The organism is Sphingobium xenophagum (genome assembly GCF_031457465.1).
GTDB lineage: Bacteria > Pseudomonadota > Alphaproteobacteria > Sphingomonadales > Sphingomonadaceae > Sphingobium > Sphingobium xenophagum_A.
The window spans coordinates 35141-59010 of record NZ_JAVDWV010000010.1 but is presented as its reverse complement, the minus strand read 5'-3'; the positions used below and the strand labels follow the sequence as shown (position 1 = coordinate 59010).

The 23870-nt window shown below is 64.2% G+C and carries 23 protein-coding genes and 1 pseudogene; 10 read left to right on the top strand and 14 right to left on the bottom strand.

Going from position 1 to position 23870, the window contains the following annotated elements:
- Positions 1-9: 9 nt before the first annotated feature.
- The 5 genes from J2W40_RS11825 to J2W40_RS11805 form a co-directional block, all read right to left on the bottom strand.
- On the bottom strand, positions 10-972 hold the full coding sequence (locus J2W40_RS11825) for a thiamine pyrophosphate-dependent dehydrogenase E1 component subunit alpha (protein WP_310224970.1): 963 nt from the start codon (positions 970-972) through the stop codon (positions 10-12).
- 34 nt (positions 973-1006) lie between these two features.
- Positions 1007-2215 carry an acyl-CoA dehydrogenase family protein gene (locus J2W40_RS11820; protein ID WP_310224968.1) on the bottom strand — a complete coding sequence of 403 codons (1209 nt, stop codon included), beginning with the start codon at positions 2213-2215 and terminating at the stop codon, positions 1007-1009.
- A 1-nt stretch (position 2216) separates the two neighbouring features.
- Entirely contained in the window at positions 2217-3362 is a 1146-nt protein-coding gene (locus J2W40_RS11815) for a thiolase family protein (protein ID WP_310224966.1), read from the bottom strand.
- A 3-nt stretch (positions 3363-3365) separates the two neighbouring features.
- Positions 3366-3770, bottom strand: a complete 405-nt coding sequence (locus J2W40_RS11810) for a Zn-ribbon domain-containing OB-fold protein (RefSeq protein WP_310224964.1) — start codon at positions 3768-3770, stop codon at positions 3366-3368.
- Between the two features lie 162 nt (positions 3771-3932).
- Positions 3933-4826, bottom strand: a complete 894-nt coding sequence (locus J2W40_RS11805) for a helix-turn-helix transcriptional regulator (protein ID WP_310224962.1) — start codon at positions 4824-4826, stop codon at positions 3933-3935.
- 211 nt (positions 4827-5037) lie between these two features.
- On the opposite strand from J2W40_RS11805, the gene J2W40_RS11800 reads away from it, so the two are divergent.
- Positions 5038-6150: an acyl-CoA dehydrogenase family protein gene (locus J2W40_RS11800; RefSeq protein ID WP_310224960.1), complete on the top strand. Its 1113-nt coding sequence runs from the start codon at positions 5038-5040 to the stop codon at positions 6148-6150.
- Entirely contained in the window at positions 6147-6512 is a 366-nt protein-coding gene (locus J2W40_RS11795) for a Rieske (2Fe-2S) protein (protein WP_310224959.1), read from the top strand. The genes J2W40_RS11800 and J2W40_RS11795 overlap by 4 nt, the downstream gene beginning before the upstream one ends.
- Before the next feature lie 143 nt (positions 6513-6655).
- Here the strand turns inward: J2W40_RS11795 and J2W40_RS11790 are convergent, their stop codons facing one another.
- Positions 6656-7405 carry a ThuA domain-containing protein gene (locus tag J2W40_RS11790; protein ID WP_310224957.1) on the bottom strand — a complete coding sequence of 250 codons (750 nt, stop codon included), beginning with the start codon at positions 7403-7405 and terminating at the stop codon, positions 6656-6658.
- Positions 7406-7419: 14 nt separating this feature from the next.
- A complete protein-coding gene (locus J2W40_RS11785; protein ID WP_310224956.1) occupies positions 7420-8181 on the bottom strand; it encodes an SDR family NAD(P)-dependent oxidoreductase in 762 nt (253 codons plus the stop codon).
- A gap of 174 nt (positions 8182-8355) precedes the next feature.
- Here J2W40_RS11785 and J2W40_RS11780 point away from each other — a divergent pair, with 174 nt between their 5' ends.
- Together J2W40_RS11780 and J2W40_RS11775 are read left to right on the top strand one after the other, a co-directional pair.
- Positions 8356-9888, top strand: coding sequence for a long-chain-fatty-acid--CoA ligase (locus J2W40_RS11780; protein ID WP_310224954.1), 1533 nt, complete (start codon positions 8356-8358; stop codon positions 9886-9888).
- A 212-nt stretch (positions 9889-10100) separates the two neighbouring features.
- Entirely contained in the window at positions 10101-10523 is a 423-nt protein-coding gene (locus J2W40_RS11775; RefSeq protein ID WP_310224953.1) for a nuclear transport factor 2 family protein, read from the top strand.
- A gap of 251 nt (positions 10524-10774) precedes the next feature.
- Here the strand turns inward: J2W40_RS11775 and J2W40_RS11770 are convergent, their stop codons facing one another.
- Both J2W40_RS11770 and J2W40_RS11765 read right to left on the bottom strand, forming a co-directional pair.
- The gene (locus tag J2W40_RS11770) at positions 10775-11557 is read right to left on the bottom strand and encodes an SDR family NAD(P)-dependent oxidoreductase (RefSeq protein WP_310224950.1); all 783 of its coding nucleotides are present in this window, start codon (positions 11555-11557) and stop codon (positions 10775-10777) included.
- 16 nt (positions 11558-11573) lie between these two features.
- Positions 11574-12383 carry an SDR family NAD(P)-dependent oxidoreductase gene (locus tag J2W40_RS11765; RefSeq protein ID WP_310224948.1) on the bottom strand — a complete coding sequence of 270 codons (810 nt, stop codon included), beginning with the start codon at positions 12381-12383 and terminating at the stop codon, positions 11574-11576.
- Between the two features lie 200 nt (positions 12384-12583).
- On the opposite strand from J2W40_RS11765, the gene J2W40_RS11760 reads away from it, so the two are divergent.
- From J2W40_RS11760 to J2W40_RS11750, 3 genes are read left to right on the top strand one after another with little or no spacing between them, the layout of a single operon-like run.
- The gene (locus J2W40_RS11760; protein WP_310224946.1) at positions 12584-15052 is read left to right on the top strand and encodes a TonB-dependent receptor; all 2469 of its coding nucleotides are present in this window, start codon (positions 12584-12586) and stop codon (positions 15050-15052) included.
- 53 nt (positions 15053-15105) lie between these two features.
- A complete protein-coding gene (locus J2W40_RS11755) occupies positions 15106-15525 on the top strand; it encodes a nuclear transport factor 2 family protein (RefSeq protein ID WP_310224944.1) in 420 nt (139 codons plus the stop codon).
- Between the two features lie 16 nt (positions 15526-15541).
- Positions 15542-16321, top strand: a complete 780-nt coding sequence (locus J2W40_RS11750) for an SDR family NAD(P)-dependent oxidoreductase (RefSeq protein ID WP_310224942.1) — start codon at positions 15542-15544, stop codon at positions 16319-16321.
- 2 nt (positions 16322-16323) lie between these two features.
- On the opposite strand, the gene J2W40_RS11745 is transcribed toward J2W40_RS11750, so the two are convergent.
- Positions 16324-17232: a LysR family transcriptional regulator gene (locus J2W40_RS11745; protein WP_310224940.1), complete on the bottom strand. Its 909-nt coding sequence runs from the start codon at positions 17230-17232 to the stop codon at positions 16324-16326.
- A gap of 133 nt (positions 17233-17365) precedes the next feature.
- Between J2W40_RS11745 and J2W40_RS11740 the strand changes: the two genes are divergently transcribed.
- From J2W40_RS11740 to J2W40_RS11730, 3 genes are all read left to right on the top strand, one after another.
- Positions 17366-18268, top strand: coding sequence for a VOC family protein (locus J2W40_RS11740; RefSeq protein WP_310224938.1), 903 nt, complete (start codon positions 17366-17368; stop codon positions 18266-18268).
- Positions 18269-18271: 3 nt separating this feature from the next.
- On the top strand, positions 18272-19432 hold the full coding sequence (locus J2W40_RS11735) for an alpha/beta hydrolase family protein (protein WP_310224936.1): 1161 nt from the start codon (positions 18272-18274) through the stop codon (positions 19430-19432).
- 82 nt (positions 19433-19514) lie between these two features.
- The gene (locus J2W40_RS11730) at positions 19515-20465 is read left to right on the top strand and encodes a fumarylacetoacetate hydrolase family protein (RefSeq protein ID WP_310224935.1); all 951 of its coding nucleotides are present in this window, start codon (positions 19515-19517) and stop codon (positions 20463-20465) included.
- Positions 20466-20549: 84 nt separating this feature from the next.
- Here the strand turns inward: J2W40_RS11730 and J2W40_RS11725 are convergent.
- From J2W40_RS11725 to J2W40_RS11710, 4 genes and pseudogenes are all read right to left on the bottom strand, one after another.
- Positions 20550-21228 (bottom strand): annotated as a pseudogene (locus J2W40_RS11725) (SDR family NAD(P)-dependent oxidoreductase); the annotation flags it as partial.
- Positions 21215-22108, bottom strand: coding sequence for an NAD-dependent epimerase/dehydratase family protein (locus tag J2W40_RS11720; RefSeq protein WP_310224933.1), 894 nt, complete (start codon positions 22106-22108; stop codon positions 21215-21217). The pseudogene J2W40_RS11725 and the gene J2W40_RS11720, both read right to left, overlap by 14 nt.
- Complete coding sequence (locus tag J2W40_RS11715) at positions 22108-22674, bottom strand: cupin domain-containing protein (protein ID WP_310224931.1); 567 nt, start codon at positions 22672-22674, stop codon at positions 22108-22110. The genes J2W40_RS11720 and J2W40_RS11715 overlap by 1 nt, the downstream gene beginning before the upstream one ends.
- Entirely contained in the window at positions 22671-23849 is a 1179-nt protein-coding gene (locus tag J2W40_RS11710) for an MFS transporter (RefSeq protein ID WP_310224929.1), read from the bottom strand. The genes J2W40_RS11715 and J2W40_RS11710 overlap by 4 nt, the downstream gene beginning before the upstream one ends.
- Positions 23850-23870 lie beyond the last annotated feature (21 nt).

Genomic DNA, 23870 nt, shown 5'->3' with positions numbered 1-23870 from the left:
CCTCTGGCGTCAGTAGCTGATATAGACGTCTTCCAGGACGTCGGCAGCGGTGGGGCGGGCGGCGGTCTGCGCTTCGGCGACAGCGCGGTTGATGAGGTCGGTGACTTCGGCATCGACCGCGTCAAGCTCGGCCCCGTCGAGCAGCTTGGCTTCGGTGACCCGCGTGCGGAAGGTTTTGAGGCAGTCGCGCTCCTCGCGGATGCGGTCGAGTTCGCCGGGGCCGCGATAACGCTGCGGATCGCCCTCGAAATGGCCGTAGAAACGCTCGCAATCCAGCTCGATCGAGGCGGGGCCATTGCCTGCCTTGCAATAGTCGATCAGCTCGCGCATCGCGTCATAGACGCTGAAGAAGTCGATGCCGTTGGCCTTGATCGCCTTCATGCCGAAGGCGGCGGAGCGGACGGTCATGCTTTCCGCGCCGACGGCATAGGCTTCGCCGGTATGTTCGGAATAATGGTTGTTTTCGAACACGAATATGACCGGCAGTTTCAGCACCACCGCCATGTTCATCGCTTCAAATGTCGTGCCCTGGTTGCAGGCACCGTCGCCGGAGAAGGCGATGGACACGGTGCCATTGCTCTTGGCGGTGATGCCAGCGCCGACCGCGATCGGCGCGCCCGCGCCGACGATGCCGTTCGCGCCGAGCATGCCGACGCCGATGTCGGCAATGTGCATGGAGCCGCCCTTGCCCTTGCACAGGCCATCGCGCGATCCATAGATTTCCTTCATCATCGCCATGACGTCGCAGCCCTTGGCGATGCAATGGCCATGGCCGCGATGGGTGGAGATAATATAGTCGGTCGGTCCCAGATGTTCGCACACGCCCACGGCGCAGGCCTCCTGGCCCGCATAGAGATGGGTGAAGCCGGCGATTTCGCCCAGCGCGATCTCGTCGTGCAAGCGTTCCTCGAACAGGCGGATCGTCTTCATCTGACGATAGGCCCGGATCAGTGCCTCGCGGCTCAATTGCATCTATTCTCTCCTGGTCGATCGACTCTGGTGGCGGTCACAGCCCCAGCACCGTTTTGGCTATGATATTGCGTTGAACCTCATTGGTCCCGCCAAAGATGGTCCAGGCGCGCGAATTAAGATAGCGCGGCGCGGCAAGTTGCGCGGGCTTGCCATGGAGCGCGGGCGGTGCCTGATTGCCGTAGAGCGGCCGCTGTTCCTCCAGCGCAATGCCGGCATAGCCGTAAAGCTGGACCGCGAGGCCATCGACCTGCTGGCGCAGGGTGGAGGCGACCAGCTTGGACAGCGAGGTTTGCGGACCCGGCGGCAAGCCCTTGGCCATTTCGGCAAGGACGCGCATCTCGGTCATTTCAAGCGCCTGCGCCTCCAGTTCGGCGCGCGCGAGGCGCGCCATATAATGGGGGTCGTCGGCCATGCAGCCGCCCTTGCCATCGGGTTCCGTCAGGGCTGCGGTTCGCAGCTTGGCTATGTCCGACAGCAATTTGGGCGCGTGACAGGCGCCGCCGCGCTCATTTTCGAGCAGGAATTTGGCGATGGTCCAGCCTTGCCCTTCTTCCCCCACCAGATGGTCGAGCGGGGTGGTGGCGTCGTCGAGATAAACTTCGTTCACCTCATGATCGCCCGCCAGCCCCATGATCGGCCGCACTTCGATGCCGGGCTGGGCCATGTCGATCAGCAGGAAGCTGATCGCACGCTGCGGCTTGGCGGTGGGGTCGGTCTTGGCGAGGCAGAAGATGTGCGAGGCGTGATGGGCGTGGGTGGTCCACAGCTTGCGGCCATTGACGACATAGCGGTCATCCTTACGCTCGGCGCGCGTCTTGAGGCTGGCGAGGTCGGAGCCGGAGCCGGGCTCGGAAAAGCCCTGGCACCAGAAATCCGTGCCATCCAGGATGCGAGGCAGGAAATAGGCTTTCTGTTCGTCGGTGCCGAAATGGCAGATGACCGGGCCGAGCAGTTTGAGGCTCAGCACCGGCAGGCTGGGCGCATCGGCAAGCGCACATTCCTTTTCGAAGATGTAGCGCTGGATCGGTGTCCAGCCGGTGCCGCCGCAATCGGTCGGCCAATTATAGGCAAGCCAGCCCTTGGCGCGCAGGATCGCCTGCCACTCGCCGCCAATGTCGGGTTCCACGAACACGCCTGGCGTCGCCCGCATGCCTTCGCGCAGATGCTGAGGCAGATTATCGTCGAGGAAGCGGCGGACTTCGGCGCGGAACGCCTGATCCTGAGGGGAGAAATCAAGGTCCATCTTATCGTTCCAAAATGGTCACGCCGGAAATGCCGGGCGCGCCGTAGACATGGGAATAGGCCGTGCGCGGATCGCCGGGCACTTGCCGCCCGCCGCCAAGCCCGCGCAGTTGAAGCGCATTTTCATAAACCTGGCGCAGGCCCGACGCGCCGATCGGCTCGCCACAGGCGAGGCACCCGCCATCGGTGTTGACGGGCAGGCGGCCGTCGATATTGGTCCAGCCATTGGCCAGCCATTCTTCCTGATCGCCATCGGCGCAAAAGCCGTTTTCGGCCATGTGCATGATTTCCGCGCCGGATTCGGTGTCCTGCAACTGGGCGAGGTCGATATCCTCCGGGCCGATCCCCGCCATCTCATAAGCGGCCTTGCTGGCGAGCAGCGTCGGTGCGCCGCCGCGTTCGATGTCCATCGACGGGGCGAAGACCTCGAACGATCCGGGCGGGCGGGTGCGGATGACCGCCGCCTTGATCCGCACCTGATCACGGCCGAGTTCACGCGCTTTCTTGGCGCTGGCCAGCACCAGCGCGACGCCGCCTTCGGCCGGCGAGCAGAACATATATTTGGTCAGCGGGTCGCTGATCATCGGGGCGTTGAGGATGGTGTCGAGATCGACCGGCGACCGTCGCCAGGCGTGGGGCGCATGGACGGCGTTGCGAAACGCCTTTTCCGCGACCCGGCCAAGCGACGTCGGACTGATGCCGTGCAGCGCCATATAGCGTTGCAGCTTCATCGCGAAGAATTGCGTCGTGACCATGAAGCCCGCCTCGCCATACCATTCGGGCAGGCTATATTCGGCGGGCATGGCGTTGAATGCGCCGCGCGGATGCTTGTCGAAACCGATGGCGATGCCGACATCATGCGCGCCCGACGCGATCGCCTGCCAGGAACCGATCAGCGCCGATCCGCCCGTGGCGCAGCCATTTTTGACATTGATGAAGGGCAGCCCGGTCAGGCCCAACTCGTTGACGATGGTGTCCGCATTGCCCGCCGAATCCGATCCGCCGAACCCGAACTGCATATCGGGCCACTCAAGCCCTGCGTCGGCCATGGCGGCGCGGGCGGCGTTGGCCCCCTGTTGCAGGCCGCTCAAGCCTTCGGTGCGGCCAAAGGGGTGGATGCCGATCCCGACGATATAGACGTCCTGCATGGCTCAGGCCTCCGTGGCGGGCGTAAAGGCGTAGAGGCGGATCGCATCGCCATTGGCGGCAGTGGCGAAGTCGGTCGTGACCAGCGCCATCGCCATGCCGATCGTCAGGCTTTCGAAGTCCGCGCCGACGATCTGTGTTTCCACGATCGTCGCACCAGGCAGCTCGACATAGCCGATGGCGAAGGGGGCGAAATCTTCCGGCCCGATATAGGGCGGCGATTTGGGGCGAAAGCGCTGGACCGTCCAGGACCAGAGCGTGCCCCGGCGTGGCAGGTCGACCGGCTCCCACCGCGCGGCATCGTCCGGGCAGGGAAAGACGATCCGCCCCGTATCCCGGTTGCGGCCGCCGATCAGGGTCGGTTCGGGTGTTTCCCGAAACAGTCCCTGCGCTATCGCTGATGCGCCCAACGTCTAAGCCCTCTCATTCTTGTGTGGGGCCACTATGGGAAGCGGATCGGGCGAAGGCTTCTGTAAGAAAGCATAGGTTGGCAGTGTCGTTGGACGCGCGGGCACAAAAAAAGGGCCAGCCGGTCGCCCGGCTGGCCTCACACTTTCTCAGGGGGAGAAATATTATTTCGCGGCCGCCGACGCCTGCGTTTCGTGCGGCGGATGCGGGACCATGACGGCGGCGACATTGCCGAGATAGCCAAGCTGCGTCGCCTTGAACACGGTCTGGCTGCGGTTGACCGCCTCCAGCTTGATCGCGGCATTATGGATGTGGAAGCGCACGGTGGCGCAACTGCGGCTGAGGATCATCGCGATTTCAGCGTCGGTCTTGCCCACTGCCGCCCAGCGCAGACATTCCACTTCGCGCTTGGAGAGGCGGCAATTTTTGGGAATCCACGGGCGCTGACTGCTGACGCGGGTATAGCCGTTGACGAAGCGCCGGGCATGATATTCGAGCTGGTCACTATAGAGATCGAACTCGCGCGACAGGTCGTCGCGCTTGTCGTTGATGGGCGAAAAGCTGATCGCGGCGATCTGGCCGAAGGACATATGCACCGGCACGACGATCACGGCCTTGGCATTCACTTCGCCTTCAAAGAGGCTGAGGTCGATCTGGTCGAGCAGCGGATTGGGCGCGCGGGTGTGGATGCCATGGGCGTTGGCCCAAAAGGGTTCATTTTCATAGCGGCAGGCGAAGGGCAGGGGCGAACTGAGCGCGAGCAGCGGCTTTTGCCACCATTGTTCCTTGGTCGAGGGCCAGCCGAACACGGCGCTGGCCAGCACTTCGCCTTCCGCATCGGTCATCGGTGATCGCGACGCGATGTTGGCGCAGGCCGCGACGCGGAAATTGCCCAGGTCGCGGGCAATATCGCGCAACGCCTCCGCCGCCGGCCTTATATCGGCGGGCGCGAAAATAGCGGTTGGAACCTGCCTGCCCGAACGGAAATCGGTCGCCACTTTTGCGGCTTGTCCGGTGTCCTTGCGGGCGGCGACGAGCGTGTCACCTGATCTCTCCATGGGCCTGATGCTATTATGGGCAGGGGGTGCGGGCAAGCGACAAAAACCTATGACTAGCGCTAGGTTTTGAGTGGCAGAGCGCCGCGCGCTGAAACTAGCGGAATATCCAGTCCACGCCCTGCCCGCCGCCCGTGCATAAATGAGTCATGGAACAGCAACAGCCGGGCAGCGTCGTGCGCGACCCAGTCATGACAAATCGGGGGATGGTGGCTTGAATTTCGACCTGAGCGATGAGCAGGCCATGCTTCGCGACCTGGTGCAGCGGTTCGGCGCGGACCGCTATGACGCCGCCAAGCGGCTGGCCTATCTGCGCGAGCCGCGCGGCTTTGCCGATGCCAATTGGGCGATGCTCGCGGAAACCGGCCTCCTTGCGTTTGCCCTGCCCGAAGAGGCGGGCGGCTTTGGCGGTTCGCCGGTGGACATCATCACGGTGATGGAGGCGCTGGGGCGCTTCGTCGCGGTCGAGCCAGTGCTGCCCGCGCTCATCATGGGCGCAGGGCTGGTGGCGAAGGCGGGGACACAGGCGCAGAGGGATGCACTGCTGCCCGCCATTGTCGGTGGCGAGGCGATCGTCGCGCTGGCGCTGTTCGAAAAGCAGGCGCGCTTTGGCCTCGATCAGGTGCGGACGCGGGTCACGGGTGGCCGCATCAGCGGTGCCAAGCAGATGGTGCTGGGCGGCGGCCATGCCAACGCATTCATCGTGGCCGCGCGCGCGGACGAAGGCGCGCCGCTGACGCTGCATCTGGTCGAGGCCGGAGCGCCGGGGGTGAGCATCGAGCCCTATCGCCTGGTCGACGGCTCGCATGCCGCCGATGTCCGCTTTGCCGACACGCCCGCAGAGCCGATGGCGGGCGGCGAGGCGGAACTGGCAGGCGTGATGGATCAGGCACGGCTGGCGGTCAGCGCGGAATTGCTTGGCCTGATGGAAATGATGTTCGCCGCGACGCTCGACTATCTCAAGACGCGGCAGCAATTCGGCCAGCCGCTCGGCAGTTTTCAGGCGTTGCAGCACCGCATGGCCGATTGCTATGCGCGGCTCGAACTCAGCCGGTCGCAACTCTATCGCGCGGCGGGCGCTGGCGCGGACGGGCGCGCGGCGGCGATTGTCGGGGCCAAGGCTTATATCGCCCAGAGCGCGGTGCATATCGGCGAGGAATCGGTGCAATTGCATGGCGGCATCGGCACGACGGAGGAATTGCTAGTCGGGCAGGCCTTCAAGCGGGTCATGGCGCTGGTTACGCTATTGGGCGATGGCGATCATGATCTGGATGCCTATATAGCGATGACAACAAAGGCGGCACGAGAGGATCAGGCGCGGGCATGACGGAAAGCTATCATCGGGTGGTCGAAGCCGACGCGGTCGAAGAGCGGGCCATGATGCCGTTCATCGTCAATGGCTGGCCCGTATTGATCTGCAAGGAGGAGGGGCAATTTCACGCCCTCATCAACCGATGCACCCATGCCGCCGCGCAACTGGCACCGGGCGGCCGGGTGCGGCGCGGCGCGGTAATGTGTCCGCTGCATGGCGCGCGGTTCAAGCTGGACAATGGCGAATGCCTGGGCGGGGCGGGCTACAAGCCGCTCAAACTCTACCCCTGGCGCGAGAGCGCGGACGGGTGGATCGAGGTGGCGGTGCCGGACGAGGCACCGGGGGCCGAGCATCTGCCGGTCGCGCCGCTGGGGTGAAGTAGGGGTAAATCCTCCCCCATAGGGGGAGGGGGACCGCCGCGTAGCGGTGGTGGAGGGGTGTCACCCTCACGATAGGGGAACACCCCTCCGTCAGGGCTGCCCCCTGCCACCTCCCCTGCCAGGGGAGGATTTTAGGTAGTTCACTCCCCCTTGCACCACGCAATACCCCGCCGCAGCAGGTCGTAGAATACCGGCAGGTCCCAGGCGCAACGGTCGATGGTGGGCCACCAGTCGAGGAAGGGCTGCATGTCATAATGGCTGCGGCAATGGCCGAGCGTGTTGTAGAGGACCGCGCCTTCGCCCTGCGCCTTGATATACATCACCGGATGCCGGTCCTGCGCCCACGCATGCTCGTCGAAGCCGGTCGCTTCGCCCGCAAATTCGGTGTCGAGCAGGACATGAAGATCGCCATGCCGTTCCAGCAGATACAGCTCGTCGGTCGTTTCGAACGGTTCGATGCCGCGGGTCAGCGGATGATCGGGGTCGGCGACATCGACCCGATAGGGGGCGATCGGCGGGTGGGCGATGAACTGGCTGCCCAGAGTTTCCATCATCAGCGGTGCCCAGCGCGGGCTGCCATAAAGGCCATTGTCGAACAGGCGCAGCACCGAATTGGTGCCGTGCAGCGCATACCAGCGGCCACCATCGCGCACCCATTGGCGCAACGCTTCCTGCGCGGGGAGGGGCGGCACCACGTCGCAGGTATAGGTGATGAGCATGTCGGCGGCGAGGATGGCGTCGAGATGACCATAATCCTCGAACACGCGAGTCCGCACGCGCGGGTCTTCGCCCAGCAGCTTCAACAGCTCCAGCCGGGCAAAGTCCATGTCGTGATAAAGGCCGCCGACGATCAGCACGCAATTGATGCGGGCGGGCTGTGTCTCGCTCATGCTATCGTCCCCGCTTAATATTGCACGCCCTTGGTGATGCCGCCGTCGATCAGGATGTTAGCCCCGGTCATGTAGCGGCAGGCGGGCGACGCGATGAAGGCGATCGCCTTGGCCAGTTCCTCGCCCGTGCCCATGCGGCCGAAGGGGATCTGCTGGAGGATGCCGTCATGGAAATCGGTCATATTCTTCTTGATATAGGCCCATGGGCCATCGTCGGTGTAGATGGGGCCGGGCGAGACGCAGTTAACGCGCAATCCCTGCGGCGCATGTTTTTGCGCCAGCGCGGCGCTGTAATTGATGACCGCGGCCTTCAGCGCATTATAGGGCTGCGGCCCCATAAACTCCTCCAGCGCGCCGGTGGACGAGATGGTGACGATCGACCCGGCATCGGATTGTTCGAGCGCAGGCAGCGCCGCGTGGATGCCGCGCACCAGCGGCAGGATGTCGCCGTTCAGCACCGTGGTCCAGGCTTCGGGCGTGTCTACCCCCGGATTGACCGAGACGAAGGAAATGAAGATGTCGCAGCCGCCCAATTCCTGCGCGGCGCTGCTGACCCAATTGGGAAACGCCTCTGCATCGGTCACGTCCACCGACGCGCCGATGCCGCGCACGCCGAGCGCCTGCACTTCGGCCACGACGGCGTCGACCTTGTCCTGCGTCCGGCCGCACAGCGCAACGTCGCAGCCTTCGGCGGCCAGAATCTTGGCGACGGCCCGGCCGATGCTGGCGTTGGCGCCTGCGAGAATGGCTTTGCGCCCTTTCAGACCAATGTCCATGACGGCATCCTTTCCTGTTCACACTGCATTTGCCCGCCTGTTTATCGGCAAAGGGGCGGCGCTGCACTGGCAAAAGCGTCAGGGGCGTTCGCGCCCAAGATATGACCCTTAGCGATTGTGAGAGGGGGACGGCGCGGCTTTTGCCGCTATGCTGCGGCCCGCAATGGAGGGTATATGGGGACGGATGCGATCAGAGTAGCGGACCATGTCAGGGCGCATGCCGCCGCGACGCCCGACGCCGTCGCCCTCATCTTCGAAGGGCGCGAAACCAGCTATGGGGCGCTCGATGCGCAGGCGAGCCGGGTGGCCAATGGCCTGATCGCGGCGGGCTATGGCGTGGGTGATCGGATCGCCTATCTCGGCAAGAATCGCGACGACTATTTCGGACTGTGGCTGGGCGCGGTGAAGGCGGGGCTGGTGATGGCGCCGGTCAACTGGCGGCTCGCCCCGCCGGAGGTCGCCTATATCCTCGCCGATGCAAGGCCGCGCCTGATCGTCGTGGAGCCGGAGTTTCTCGACCGGGTGACGGACAGCGCGGCGACGATCCTGCTCGCCGACCAGGGCGCGGGGCATCCGCTCTTTGCTGACTGGCGCGATGCACAGGATGCCGCCGATCCGCGCCGCGATGTCGGCTATGATGACGCAGTGCTGATGCTCTACACATCGGGCACCACCGGCAACCCCAAGGGCGCAATGCTGTCCAACCGCAGCCTGCTTGGCCTGCGCGCATCGGTGCCGTCGGCGGAACTGCCCGAATGGTATCGCTGGACGGCGCAGGATGTGTCGCTGATCGCGATGCCGATCTTCCATATCAGCGGGTCTGGATGGGGGCTATGGACCTTGCAGCATGGCGCGACCGGCGTGGTGGTGCGCGAGTTCGACCCGACACGGGTGTTGGACCTGCTCGTCACCTTCCGCATTACCAAGATCATGCTGGTGCCCACGGCGCTGCGCATCCTGTGCGATCATCCCCAGGCGGCCGACACGGATTTCAGCTTCCTCAAGACCATCTGCTATGGTGGCTCCGCGATCCCGCTCGACCTGTTGCGGCAGGCGATCGCGGTCATCGGCTGCGGCTTTGCGCAAATGTATGGGATGACCGAGACGGCGGGGACGATCATCGGCCTGCCGCCGCAGGACCATGACCCGCAGGGCAGCGAGCGGATGCGCGGCATCGGCGTGCCACTGCCCGGCGTGCGGGTGCGGATCGCGAACGAGGCGGGCGAAACGCTGCCGGCGGGTGAGATTGGCGAGATCATGGTGGCGTCGCAGGCGTGCATGATCGGCTATTTCGACCGGCCCGACGATACGGCGCAGGCATTGGATGCCGAAGGCTGGTTGCGGACCGGGGACGCAGGCCGGATGGACGCCGATGGCTATCTGTATCTTGCCGACCGGATCAAGGACATGATCATCACCGGCGGCGAAAATGTCTATCCGGCTGAAGTCGAAAACGCGCTCTACAGCCATCCCGCCGTCGCCGATGTCGCGGTGATCGGCGTGCCGGACGCGAAATGGGGCGAGGCGGTCAAGGCGATCGTCGTGCCGGTGGAGGGGGAAACGCCCGATCCCGCCGCGCTCATCGCCTGGGCGCGCGAGCGGATTGCGGCCTACAAAGCCCCCAAGACGGTGGAGTTCCGCAGCGACCTGCCGCGCAACCCGTCGGGCAAGATATTGCGCCGATTGCTGCGCGATGATTACCGTTAGAATATGATGACTTCGGCTTGAAATCCTCCACCTCCGTTCGTTTCGAGCGAAGTCGAGAAACGCCGCTCGACGTTTCTCGACTTCGCTCGAAACGAACGGGTCAGGTGAAGTCATCGCGCTGAACGATTTGCCGCTAAACCTGCGATTTCCGGCAGGTTCCGGTTGGGCGGTCACCGCCTATCCTCTCACAAAACAGGATGAGGAGAGATGTTTTGACCGTCAATTTCACCGGGCCGATCGAGGACCGGATTGCGATCCGCGAATTGCTGGAAACCTATGCCGATGCGGTCAATCGCGTCGATCAGGATTTGTGGGCATCGCTCTGGGTCGAGGACAGCCATTGGGATCTGTCCCATTATCCGGAGCTTGGCGTCGTGTCGGGCAAGGAAGCGATCGTCGCCCTGTGGGCAGGCGCAATGCCGCATTATCCGCAGCTCAGTTTCCTCGTAAATCCGGGGATGATCCGCGTCGATGGCGATAGCGCGGAGGCGCGGGCCTATTTCTCCGAAGTTTATGCCGAACCGGAGACAGGCAAGGATAAGCGGGCGCGCGCCTGTTATAACGACAGGCTGGTGAAGCGCGACGGGCAATGGTTCTTTCAGAGCCGGTCCTTCACCATCATCCACCAGACCTGACAACAGGCGCTATTCCCGCCCGCTCGCTCTCCATGAGAGGGTGGGAATTGACCCGGCCGCTTGAGGGCGACCGGGTCTTTTTTCGTGGAGGAATGGCGGTCAAAAAATCCTCCCCTGGCAGGGGAGGTGGCTGCGCGAAGCGCAGACGGAGGGGTGTCGCCCTATCGATAGGGTGATACCCCTCCACCACTTCGTGGTCCTCGAACGGAGGCACGTGACTCCGTTCGACCCCTTACAGGGGAGGAGCTATGTCAATGCGCAGTCATGCCGCCGTCGATGACCAGTTCGGAGCCAGTCATGAAGCTGGCGGCGGGCGCGGCGAGATAGACGATGCCGTCGGCGATTTCCTGCGGCGTGCCCATGCGGCCGAGCGCATGGCCCGCCGAAACGGTGGCGCGGGCGGTTTCTTCGTCGGGGAAGGCGCCGGTTTCGACATAGCGGGCGTAGATGGTGTCCATCATATTGGTGTCGATGCCGCCGGGATGGACGCTGTTCACGCGGATCGGCTGCTTGAGCGCGGCATATTCGAGCGCGGCGCATTTGGTGAAGAGGCGCACCGCTCCCTTGGACGCGCAATAGGCCGACATGAAGGGCGCGCCTGCCAGTCCGCCGACCGACGACAGGTTGATGATCGACGATCCGCCGCGCCGGTCCGCTCCGCTTTTGGCAAGCAGGTCCGCCATGGCGCGGGTGCCGAGGAAAATCCCTTCGACATTGATCTGCATACAGCGGCGGAAGGTGGCGAGGCTGGTGTCGGCGATAGCGTCCGTGACGGAAATGCCCGCATTATTCACCAATATGTCGAGCCGCCCATAGGTGGCATCGACATAGGCGGCTAGGGCGGCCCAGCCATCCTCGTCCGTGACGTCGAGCGGGCGATATTCCGTAGCGCCAGCGACCGTTGCCGTCTGCGCCATGTCGGTGGCGATCACGCGCGCGCCTGCATCGGCGAGCGCCTGGACGGTGGCACCGCCGATGCCGCCGCTGGCTCCGGTGACGAGGGCTACCGTGCCGGTCAAATCGAAATTGCTCATGGGTTATTCCTTCAGGTTAGCGCGCAGTCCAGCCGCCATCGACCACGACTTCGCTGCCGGTCATGTAGCTGGCGTCGTCGCTCGCGAGGAAGGCGACGACCTTGCCAATCTCCATCGGCTGGGCGAGGCGCTTGACCGGGGTGGTTTCGGCCATCTGTTCGATCAATTCCTGCGCGGTCACCGTGCCATCGCGTTCGGCCCAACGCTCCATGCCCTTGCGCAGCAGAGGGGTGTCGACGAAGCCGGGATGAACGGAGTTGACGCGGATCGGCACGCCCGCATCGGCAAATTCCAGCGCATTGGATTTGGTGAAGAGCCGCACCGCGCCCTTGGACGCATTATAGGCCGATACCTCGCCCATGCCGACCAGCCCCATGATCGAGCTGATATTGACGATGCTGGAGCCATAGGGTGTGGTCGCGCCGGTGCGGGCGAGCATCGGCTGGAAGGTCTTGGTGCCAAGAAACACCGTATCCATGTTGAGCGTCATCAGCCGCCGCCAGGACGCCAGTTCGATATCCTGCACCTTGCCGGTCAGGTCCGCGCCGACATTGTTGACGAGGATGTCGAGTCGGCCATGATCGGCTTCGATCGTATCGCGTGCGGCCTGCCACGCCGCTTCCTCGGTCGCGTCGAGGCGGAGGTAACGGGCGTTCGGCATCGCCGCGAGAATGTCGGTGACGGTCTGGCTGTCGGGCGCATCCAGATCGGTGATGATGGTGGTCGCGCCATCGGCCACCAGGCATTGCGCAATGGCATGGCCGATCCCCCTGAGCGCGCCCGATACCAGCGCGACACGTCCGTCCAATCTTCCTGCCACAGCCATTCCCTTCCCGTTCCGCCCTCACATGGGCGCGTCTTTTCCACCCCTGCTTGTCCGCCCTGCGCGCCTTTGCTTCACCTGCCGTTTTTTGCAGGTTCGCTCCTGGGACGATGCGCGCATTGAGGGCCGACGGGCAGGCGTGCCGTTACGGCGTGCCACATCCCGATGCGATTTCGAGAATATAATCAGGTGAGGGTTTAACGATGACCAGGATTTTCGCGCAACGATCCGCCTATGCCATGGCGACCAGCGCCATGGCGCTGTCGATGGGCCTTGCCCAGCCGCTGTTCGCGCAGGATGTTGCCCCGCAGGCAGCGACGCAGGCGACGCAGGAAGGCGGTCTGACCGACATCGTCGTCACCGCGCGCAAGCGTGAGGAAAGCGTACAGGATGTGCCGGTCGCCGTCACGGCCATTTCCGCCGAACTGATCCAGCGCCAGGATCTGACCTCGATCGAGAAGATCGCCGCGCGCACGCCCAACCTCAATGTCGGGCGCGCCTCCAACGGGTCGGGCGCGCAATTGACGCTGCGCGGCATCGGTTCTTCCTCCACGTCGATCGGCATCGAACAGTCGGTCGCGGTAGTGGTCGACGGGGTCTATTATGGCCAGGGCCGGATCATCAACGAAGGCTTTTTCGACCTTGGCGGCGTGGAAATCCTCAAGGGGCCGCAGGCCTTGTTCTTCGGCAAGAATGCGACGGCAGGCGTCATCTCGCTGACCACCGCCGATCCGACATCGACGCCGGAGTTCAAGGCGCGCGCCGGTTACGAGTTCAAGGCGCAGCAGGCGCAGGCCGAATTTGTCGGGTCCGGCCCGCTGACCGACACGCTGGGCGTGCGCGTCGCGGTACGCGCGTCGAAAATGTATGGCGGCTATTATCGCAACGTCTCGACGCCGATCCAATATCCGACGCTCGACATCGCGACGGGCGCGACGGGCTTTTCGGTCGCCAACCCCGCGCCGGAGGAACAGCCCGGCGAGAAGGAACTGCTCGGCCGCGTCACGCTGAAATGGGAGCCGACCGACCGGCTGACCGCGACGCTCAAGGCGTCGGGTTCCTACAACAAGACCAACAATAATAGTTGGAACTATGTCGCCTATAATTGCCCCAGCGGCGAGAGCCAGCTCAACGGCTATGCCTGCGCTCGCGATTTCGTGACACATCAGAACAAGCTGCCTGCCGAGTTCGCGGCGCAGATCCCTTATGCCAAGTCGGACGGCAGCCTCTATAATCGCTACAAAAGCTGGGCGGTCACCGCGAACATCAATTATGAGCTGGATGATGTTACGCTGACGTCGGTGACCAATTATAATTGGAACAACAACCGCTGGGCCTGCGCCTGCGATTTCCAGTCGAGCGTGGCGTCCAACTGGGCGACGGAAAATTCGACCTTCGACGCTTTTTCGACCGAGTTCCGGGCGCTCACCAGCTTCGACGGCCCGGTCAACCTGATGGTCGGTGGGCTGTATCAAAAGACCAAGCGGACTTTCGACCAATATATCGTGCTGGGCGGCCTGACCAACAGCGCCGCCGCGCCGGAGGATGAATATCTCGCGACGCGCAAGACCAGCTTCACCGATGGCGAGACGGTTGCTTTGTTCGGGCAGGCGACGTGGAAGATCGTGCCGACGCTCGAACTGGCGGTGGGTGCGCGCTACACCCATGAGACCAAGGACAGCTATTTCACCCAGCCCTATAATAATGCCGGGGTGGCGGCGATCTTCCGCGATCAGAATGACCCCGATGGCCTGGGCGTCATCACCGCCGACCAGACGTTCAACAACTGGTCGCCCGAAGCGTCGCTGACCTGGAAGCCGGTCAACGGCGTGCTGGTCTATGGTGCCTACAAGACCGCCTATAAGTCCGGCGGCTTTTCCAACGGCGGCATCAATTCAAAGCTGTCGGCCGATCCGGTCGCCGATCTGACCTTCGATCCCGAACGGGCGCGCGGCTTCGAGGGCGGGGTGAAGACGACGCTGGCCGACAATCAGTTGCGCCTGAACCTGAGCGTCTACAGCTATGCCTATAAGGATTTGCAGGTCGACTTCTTCAACTCGCCCATCTTCGCCTTCCAGACTCTGACCGCCGATGCGCGGACCAAGGGTGTCGAGGTCGATTTCGAATATGCGCCGCGCGCAGTGGCGGGGCTGAATGTTCATGGGTCGATCAACTATAATCGCGCCCGCTATACCAGCTTCCCGCAAGCGCCCTGCTATGCCGGGCAGAGCATCGGCGAAGGCTGCAACATCGTGCTGGCCGACGGCGGCGTAAGGCAGGATCTAAGCGGCCAGCCCTTGTCGGTCGCGCCGCAATGGACCGGGACGTTCGGCGCATCCTATGACACGCCGATGGGCAATGGGCTGATGCTCGGTATGAATGCGGATGTGCGCTACAGCGGTGCCTATCTGCCCTCTGGCTTTGGCAACCCCGATTCGCGCCAGAGCAAATATGCGACGCTGGACGCCGGCATTCGCGTCGGGGCAGAGGATGACCGCTGGCAAGTGGCGCTGATCGGCAAGAACCTGACCAACCGCTTCTATGTGACCGGCGTGGTCGATGGTCCCTCGACCGGCGGGGCGTCGGGCGGGGCGATCCCGGCCCATGCCGACCAGTTGGGCTTTGGCACATTGCCGCGCACGGTTATGGTGCAACTGAGTACCAGATTCTGATAGGTTGCGCCCCCGGCCGATGGTCGGGGGCAGCTTTGTTTTGGGAGAGAGATATGGACCCGCAACGCTATGCCGCCGTCAAGGCGATGGTCGAACAGATTTATGCGCTCACCGGCTCCGGCCAATGGGACGCGGCCGAGGCGATGATGACGGACGATTTCCGCATCGTCGAGGCCGACAGCCTGCCCTTTGGCGGGGAATATCTGGGCAAGTCGGCGTTGCGCGAACTCTATACCAAGGTGTTCAACTTCTGGGACGATGCGGCGCTGGAAACCGGGGACATAACCATATCGGACGATCATGCGATCGTGATGGTGACGATCAAGGCGACCTCGCGGCATAATGGCGAGCGGATGACGCTGCCGCTGTGCGAGGTATTTCACCTGCGCGGCGACAAATTTTGCGGCATCACCCCCTATTATTTCGACACGGCACTGATCGCGCGGGCGTCCGGCACGCTGATGGCCGATTGAAGGACAAGGAAACGACATGGCTGATCTAACGGGCAAGGTGGCGCTGGTCACGGGCGGAACGTCGGGCATCGGACGCGCGACGGTGCAGCGGCTGGTGCGCGATGGCGCGCAGGTAGTGTTCACCGGATCGAAGGAGGATGCCGCCGCTAGCCTGTGCGCGGAAACGGGCGCGCGTTTCGTCAAGGCGCGGGTGCAGGAGGAAGCGGACTGGGCGCGGGTCGCGGACCTGATCGCCACCGAGTTCGGCCGGCTGGATATCGTCTTCGCCAATGCCGGGACGGAAAGTCAGGACGGCAGTGTCGAATCCATCTCGATGGACGGGTGGAACGGCATCATCGGGGTCAACCAGACCGGCGTGATGCTGACCGCGCGCACGGCGCTCGGCCTGATGCGGGGCAATCCGGGCGGGCCATGCGGGTCGATCATCATCAACTCGTCCATGTCGGCGCATAAGGTGATGGGCAATTATATGGCCTATTCGGTGACGAAGGCCGCCGTGCTGGCGATGGCCAAGTCGATCGCGATCCATTGCGCCACGGAAAAGCTGCCGATCCGCTGCAACGCCATTTTGCCGGGCGTGGTGGAGACGGAGATGATCAGCGCGATCATCGCCAAGTCGCCATCGCCCGATGCCGCGCGCGCCGCTTATGAAGGCATGTCACCGATCGGGCGGATGGGCCGGGTCGAGGAAATCGCTGCGCTCGTGGCGTTTCTGGGGTCCGACGAAGCGGCCTTCATCTCCGGCAGCGAATATGCGATCGACGGGGCATCCACCGCAGGCATGACCGGGGTATAGCGTCAGTCGGTCTCTGCGGCCTGCGCGCGGATCGTGTCGATCAGCCAGCGCAGGCCGGGGTCATTGCTGCGCGTGACATGATATTGCGCCATTTCGATGAGCGGCGGGATCGGCACCGGCGGCGGGACGATGGCAATGGCGAAATTGCGCTGCATCAGATGGGCGAGCCGCCCCTGCATCAGCGTCAGCCAGTCAGTTTCCTGCAACAGCCAGGGTAGCATGGCGAAATTCGGCGCGGTGGTCGCCACCCGGCGCTGAATGCCGATCCGGTCGAGATAGGCATCGCCGAAACTGGGCAAGCGTTCCTCGCCGATCGCCACCAGAACATGCTCATAGGCCAGCATCGTTTCCAGCGTAATGCCCTCCACCAGGGCGGGATGATCGACCCGCCCAGCCAGCCAATAACGGTCCTCCAGCAGGAAATCGGACGGCAGTTCTGGCGTGAGATAGGCCTCCAACGTAATCAACAGGTCGATATTGCCGTTGTCGAGCAGTTCGATCCGCCGCTGGCTCGGCAGCAGCAGTTCGATCCGCACGCCGGGCGCGACCGGGGCGAGGCGGGTGATGATCGGAAAGAGCAGCGCCGTTGCGATATAGTCCGACGTCATCACGCGGAAGGTGCGGCTGGAGGTTGTGGGATCGAAATGGCGGGAGGTGGCGACGACGCTTTCCATCGTCGCGAGCGCGGCCTGCACCTGCGGAATGAGCGTTTCGGCAAAAGGCGTTGGGTACATGCGCTTATTATGCGCGATCAAAAGGTCATCGCCGAAATAGGCGCGCAGACGTGCAAGCGCGTTGCTCATCGCGGGCTGGCTTAAATTTACGCGGTCTGCCGCGCGCGACACGCTGCGATCGGCCATCAGCGCATCGAAGGCCACCAGCAGGTTGAGGTCCAGACCCTTGAAACGCACATGGCTCTCCATTCACGACATGAATTGAATTGCATCAAAACAATCCTTTTATCAATCGCCGATAACCACCCTATATGCTTGGGACGAGGTCGTCGGTGGACGAACCGACCCACAATATTGGAGCAGGATCATTATGAGCCGCGTCACTGAAATTCGCTTTGTCGGCTATGCCGTCACTGATCTGGAAGCCGAGCAGAGCTTCTACCGCGATGTTTGGGGGCTGAAGGATGTCGGCATGCAGGATGGTATGCTGCACTTCGCCGCAGAGGGGAATGACGAACATCATGTCGTCCGCCTGCGTAAGGCCGAGGACAAGCGCGTCGATGTCATCGCCCTGGCGGCCGACAGCCGCGCCGATGTCGATGCCCTTCATCAAAAGGTGACGGAAGCCGGATGCCAGATCATCTTCGCGCCGCGCGACCTGACCACGCTGGGCGGCGGCTATGGCTTCCGCTTCTTCTCGCCCGATGGTCTGCCGTTCGAGATTTCAAGCGATGTCGCGCGCGGCACCGCGCGCGAAATGCACCGCTGGGACGGCGTGCCGCAGAAGATCAGCCACATCGTTCTCCATTCGCCCGATCATAAGGCGCTGGTGCAATTCTTCGTCGATGTGCTGGGCATGCGGGTCAGCGACTGGCTGGGCGACTTCATGTGCTTCCTGCGCTGCAACAGCGCGCATCACCGGCTTGCGGTGCTGCCAGGGCCGGCCTGCCTCAACCATGTCGCCTATGACATGCTGACGGTGGACGACATGATGCGCGGTATCAGCCGCCTGCGCAAAAAGGGCACCGATATTTTGTGGGGTCCAGGGCGTCATACCGCCGGGAACAACACGTTCAGCTATTTCACGACGCCCAACGGCTTTGCGGTCGAATATACGTCGGAACTGGAAGAGGTGGATTTCGAGCATCATGTCGATCAGGTCCATGTGCCTGGACCGACGGTGATGGACCAGTGGAGCGTTGGCGTCGGCGGACCGCAGACCATGCCCCATCCAGAGGCCGACAAGGGCCTGTTTCAGCCGGTAGAGGTATAAGCCATGGCTTTGTTTGAATATTTCCCCAACTATATCTGGAACCTGTCGGTTTCGATCGCGCTGGAAAGCGGCGGCAAGATCGGCGAAATCGTCGATATGTGCCAGCCGATCCGCGATGCGGCGGCCTCCGGCGCGGATGCGGGCACGCCCCAGTTCATGGCCCAGTGGGTCGCGATGGCCGAGCGGCTGATCGGCCTCGCTGATGAAGACATCGCCGCCGGGCGCGCTTTCTCCGCCTCCGACAAGATGGAGCGTGCCGCGCTTTATCTGTTCGTGGCCGAGCGGATGCAGGGCCATGGCGCTCCGGGCCGCGAAGAAACCTATGCCAAGGCGCGCGACATCTTTGATCGCTCGACGGCGCTGGGCAAGATCAACCGCGAGCGGGTGGAAATCCCGCTGGCGCAGGGCACGATGCCCGCGCTCTATACCCGTGCGGCGGGACCAGGGCCGCATCCGGTCGTGGTCTATTGCAACGGCCTCGATAGCTGTAAGGAACTGCTCTATTGGTCGAACTTGCCCGAAGCGCTGGCACGGCGCGGCATTTCGACGCTGAGCGTCGATCAGCCGGGCAGCGGCGAGGCGTTGCGCTTGCAGCAGCTGCCAGTCGATCCGCATAGCGAAAATTGGGCGAGCAAGGCGGTCGATTGGCTGGAAACCCAGCCCGACGCTGATCCCAAGCGGATCGGCATGACCGGCATTTCGCTGGGCGGCCATTTCGCGCCGCGCGCTGTCGCTTATGAACCGCGCTTCGCCAGCGGCGCCTGCTGGGGTGCCAACCATAATTGGGCTGAGGTGCAGCAGAAGCGCCTGAACCGCGAAGGCGAAAATCCCGTCCCCCATTACTGGGCGCATGTCATGTGGGCCTTCGGCGCCGACACCATGGAGGACTTCCTGGAAAAGGCGAAGGACATGAACCTGAACGGCGGCCATATGGACGGCGTGAAGGTGCCTTTCCTCGTGACCCATGGCGCGAAGGACCGGCAGATCAGCGTCGATTATGCGCAGGATTGCTATGACCAACTCGTCAATTCGCCACGCCGCGAACTCAAACTGTTCACCGAGCGCGAAGGCGGGGTCGAGCATGTCGGGGCCGACAATATGAGCTATGGCTGCGACTATATCGCCGACTGGTTCGCCGACACGCTGGGCGGCCACGCTGGGTAAGCGGGCGGACTATCACAATACTATAAATGCGACGGCGGGCCATGATCCCGCCGTCGTTGATTTTTTTGCAGGGGAGTGAACAATGCGTCTGGCAACATTGAAGCGCGGCGGCCGTGACGGCACGCTGGTAGCCGTCAGCGACGATGGCGCGCGGGTCGCGCCGGTCGCAGGCTATGCGACGCTACAGGCGGCGCTGGACGATTGGGACGCGGCGCAGGATGCGCTGGCTAATGCGGCGCGGGCAGCGCAATCGGGTGAAGCCGTGTCGCCGCAGGATTTCGCCGCGCCCTTGCCGCGCGCCTGGCAGTGGCTGGACGGATCGGCCTTCGCCAATCACGCCAAATTGATGGAAACGGCGTTCAACATGCCGCCGATCGAAACCGACCTGCCGCTCATGTATCAGGGGATGAGCCACCAGTTCATCGCGCCGACCGATGATGTGCCCTTCCCCAGAGAAGCGGATGGTATTGATTTTGAAGGAGAATTTGGCGTAATCACGGGTGACGTGCCGATGGGCTGTTGCGCGGCCGATGCGCTCGACCATGTCCGGTTCGTTGTCCTGATCAACGACTGGTCGCTGCGCGCGATCGCGCCGGTCGAGATGAAGACGGGCTTTGGCTGGGTGCAGGCCAAGCCCGCCTGCAGCGTCGCGCCGTTCGCAGTGACGCCTGACGTTCTGGGCGATGCCTGGCGCGACGGTCGCGTCTGCCTGCCGCTGACGGTCGAGGTGGATGGGGAATGGTTCGGCCATCCCAATGGCGCGGCGATGGCCTATGGCTTCCACGAACTGATCGCCCACGCTGCCCGCTCGCGCTCGCTGCCTGCCGGCACGATCATCGGCTCCGGCACCGTATCCAATGCGGAACATGAAACGGTCGGCTCCACCTGCCTGTCCGAACGCCGCGCGATCGAAATGATCGCCCATGGTGCCCCCAAAACATCTTTCCTGCCGTTCGGCAGCCGCGTGACGATGCGCGCGGGCGAGGGAGATTCGCCCTTTGGCGTGATCGATCAGCGGGTGGCGGCGGGGTAATTGGCTGCCGTCGGAGATGAGCGTGCCACCATCGACCACGATCGTCTGGCCGGTGGTGAAGCCACCGGCGTCACTCGCCAGGTAGAGCGCGGTGGCGGCAATCTCATCGGGCGAGCCTGCACGGCGGAGCGGGGTGAGGCCGAGGCGGCGTTCGGCGCGGTCCGGGCTGGACAGGATCGCGCCCGCCCATTCGGTTTCGATGAGGCCGGGCGCGATGGCGTTGGTGCGGACGCCGGACGGACCCCATTCCACCGCGAGATTGCGGGCTAACTGCGCCAGGGCAGCCTTGGTCATGCCATAATGGCCGAGCATGGCGTTGCCGCGCAGGCCCGCGATGGACGATGCTGCCGCGTCCGCGCGCGGCCATGCGGGGCGCGATCAGCCCGGTGAGGCGGAGCGGGTGGAGCAGGTTGACCGTATAGAGCGTGTCGCGGTCGGAATCCGCCATGGCGTGCATCGGTGCGGCCGATCCGGCGATGCCTGCATTGCACACCAAAATGTCGATGCCACCGGTCTGGGCTTCGGCCTGGTCCGCGAGATGCGCGAGCGCGGCGGCGTCGCTGACATCAGTGGGCAGCGATATCGCGCCGAGCGTAGCGGCGAGCGCGTCGCAGGCCGGGGCGTCGATATCGGCCAGTACCAGCCGGGCACCCGCGCCAGCGAATAGGCGGGCGATGGCGAGGCCTATGCCGCGCGTCGGGCCGGTGATGAGCGCTGTCTTGCCCTCCAGTCGGAAGGCTGCGAGCGGGTCAGAGGTCTGCAAGCACGGTCTCCACCAATTGGGTCAAGCTGCCGTCATGGCGAAAGCCGAGATCGTCGGCGCGGCGGGTCGTCAGCGGGGGGTAGCTGCCAAAGGTGCGGCGGGTGGTGGCGTCCTCTTTGAAGGACAGGGCGCCAACGTCGCCGAACCGGGCGAGCGTATCGACCAGATCGCCGATCCTGACCTGCAAGGCCGGGATGGTGACGGCTTGTTGCGCGGTCGCGTCGCTCAAGGCGGCGGCGACCAGATTGGCGGCGCAGCTGCGGGCGGACAGGAGCCAACTGGTGGCATCGGGGGCGACGGGGATGGCATAGGGCGTGCCCGCTTTTGCGGCGTGGAAGATGTCGCTCAAAAACGCCGAGCCGAAGCCGCCAGCGGCTGCCGGGCGGGCGACGATGCCGGGGAGGCGTAGCGCCATGCCCCGGATCGCACCGCGCCGGACGGCGTCGGTGAAGGCGATTTCGACCATATATTTGTGTACGCCATAGACGCTGGCCGGGGCGGGCGGGGTGCTATCGTCAACCTGTGTCGGCAATGTGCCGCCGAACACGGCGATCGACCCGGCGAGAATGACGCGGCGTCCCGCCATCGCTTCGATGAGGGCCAGGGGCACATCCAGATTGATCGCCCGCGACGCCTGCGGATCGCGTTCGGCTGCGCCGCCGGGGAGGGCGGCGAGATGCAGCAGGACGTCGGTTTCCGGGGCGCATAGCGCGCGGACGATCGCCGGGTCGGTCAGGTCGCCGACGAGCGTCGGATAGGCGGACGGGCCGGTGAAGGCCCGATCCGCCAGCAGCAGATCCACATCGGGGCGGCTCTGGCGCAACTGGCGGACGACCGCCTGGCCGACGAACCCGGCCGCCCCGGTGATGGCGATCCGCATTATTGCTGCAGTTCAGGCTCGAACGTGCCGTCGATCAGGATGAAGGCGATGCGGCAATTGCTGTCCGAGCGGTTGGACCAGCCATGGTTGGTCCCGCGCTGGATGACGATGTCGCCGGCGCGGACGGTGGTTTCGCCTTCGTCCACGATCAGCACCAGTTCGCCTTCCAACACGATGCCATAGTCGATGGTTTCGGTGCGGTGCATCAGTGCGTGGCGGGTGGTTTCGCCGCTATGGGCGGAGGCGTCGCTGGCACCGACTTCGGCGAAATGGGCGCGCGCCTCTTCGGGTGACATGGTGCGGATGGTGTCGCCTTCGGGCGGGATGTCGAGCACGCGGATGCGGGTGCCGCCCTTGGGCGGTGCGAGTTTGATGCCGTCTTCGGCGGGTTCGCCCGATGCGGCGTCGATCGGCGCGGGGGTCGCCTGGGTATTCCAGATTTCGTGGAACATCGGCCCGGCGGGGCCGCCAATCTGCTGGACGCGGGGCGCGGGGCCGTCTTCCTGAATGATGGCATGGCCTTGGGCGTTATGGCCCGTCACGACGCGGCGGATGGGGGTGGTCATGATGTTACTCCTTGAAGATTTGGCTGGGCATGGCGGTAGCGCAGAAGGGCGATGCCTGCACCGATCGCCGCCGCCGCGCTGAAGAAAAGGAAGGTGCCCGCCATCCCGCCGAGCAGGCTGGACAAGGCCGTCGCGACGATCGGCGCGACGAACTGGGCCAGGAAGAAGGCGCCGGTCCAGACGCCGGTGCCGCGACCGCGCGTGGCGGGCGGCAGTCGGCGCAATACCCAGGCCAGCATGGTCGGCAGCATCAGCCCGTTGCCGATGCAGATGACGACGGCGGACGCGACCGTCAGGGCGAAATCCGTGGAGAGGGCGACGCCGACATAGCCGAGCGCGACGAGCGGCAGGCCCCAGGCGAGCAGATGCGGCGCAGGCCGCGCCTTGACCCGGCCAAATAGCAGCGAGCCGAGCATGACACCGACATTGGCGGCGGCCCCAGCGACGCCGATCAGCGCGGGCGACGTTACGCCGGTCGCTTCGATCACCGGGCCGAGTTGCACGACGATCGTGTAGAAGAGCAGGCCGATGCCGAAAGTGATCGCGACAAGGCCACCGATACTCCGCAGCACCGATGGGTCGGGCAGTCCAGACCGTGCCTTGGTTACCTTATGCGGTTCGAACAGGATGAAGGCGGCGGCGGCGGCCACCGGCAGCGCCAGCAGATACATCCAGAACGGCCCACGCGATCCGAAGATTTCGCCCAGTGCGCCGCCCATGGCGATCAGGGCGATGGCGCTGACGCTGGCGGTCGCGATCTGGATCGACACCCAGCGTTCGCGCCGTTCGCCTTCGAAATAATCGCCCACCATCGCGGTCGCGACGGTCATGATCACCGCCTCGGCCAATCCCAGTGCAACGCGCACGGCGAAGATGGCATAGAGGCTGTCGAGCAGGAGCGGGAGCAGGCCAAAGCCCGCATAGCCGAGCAATGCGCCGATCAGCAGGCGCTTGCGCCCCAGCCGATCAGACAGCCAGCCCGCAAGTGGCGAGAACAGCGCCACGCACAGGGCGGGCACGGTCAGCGCCATCGGCACCAGCACCGCGGCGCCCGGCACGTCGGCAAACTCGCGCAGCAGCAGGGGCAGGACGGGGACCAGCGCGATGATCGCCATGGTCGGCATCACCGCCGCGAGCATGAGGATCACCCCATGGCGGGTTGTCGCGTGTCGCATCGCCCTTGCTCCTGTTCGTTA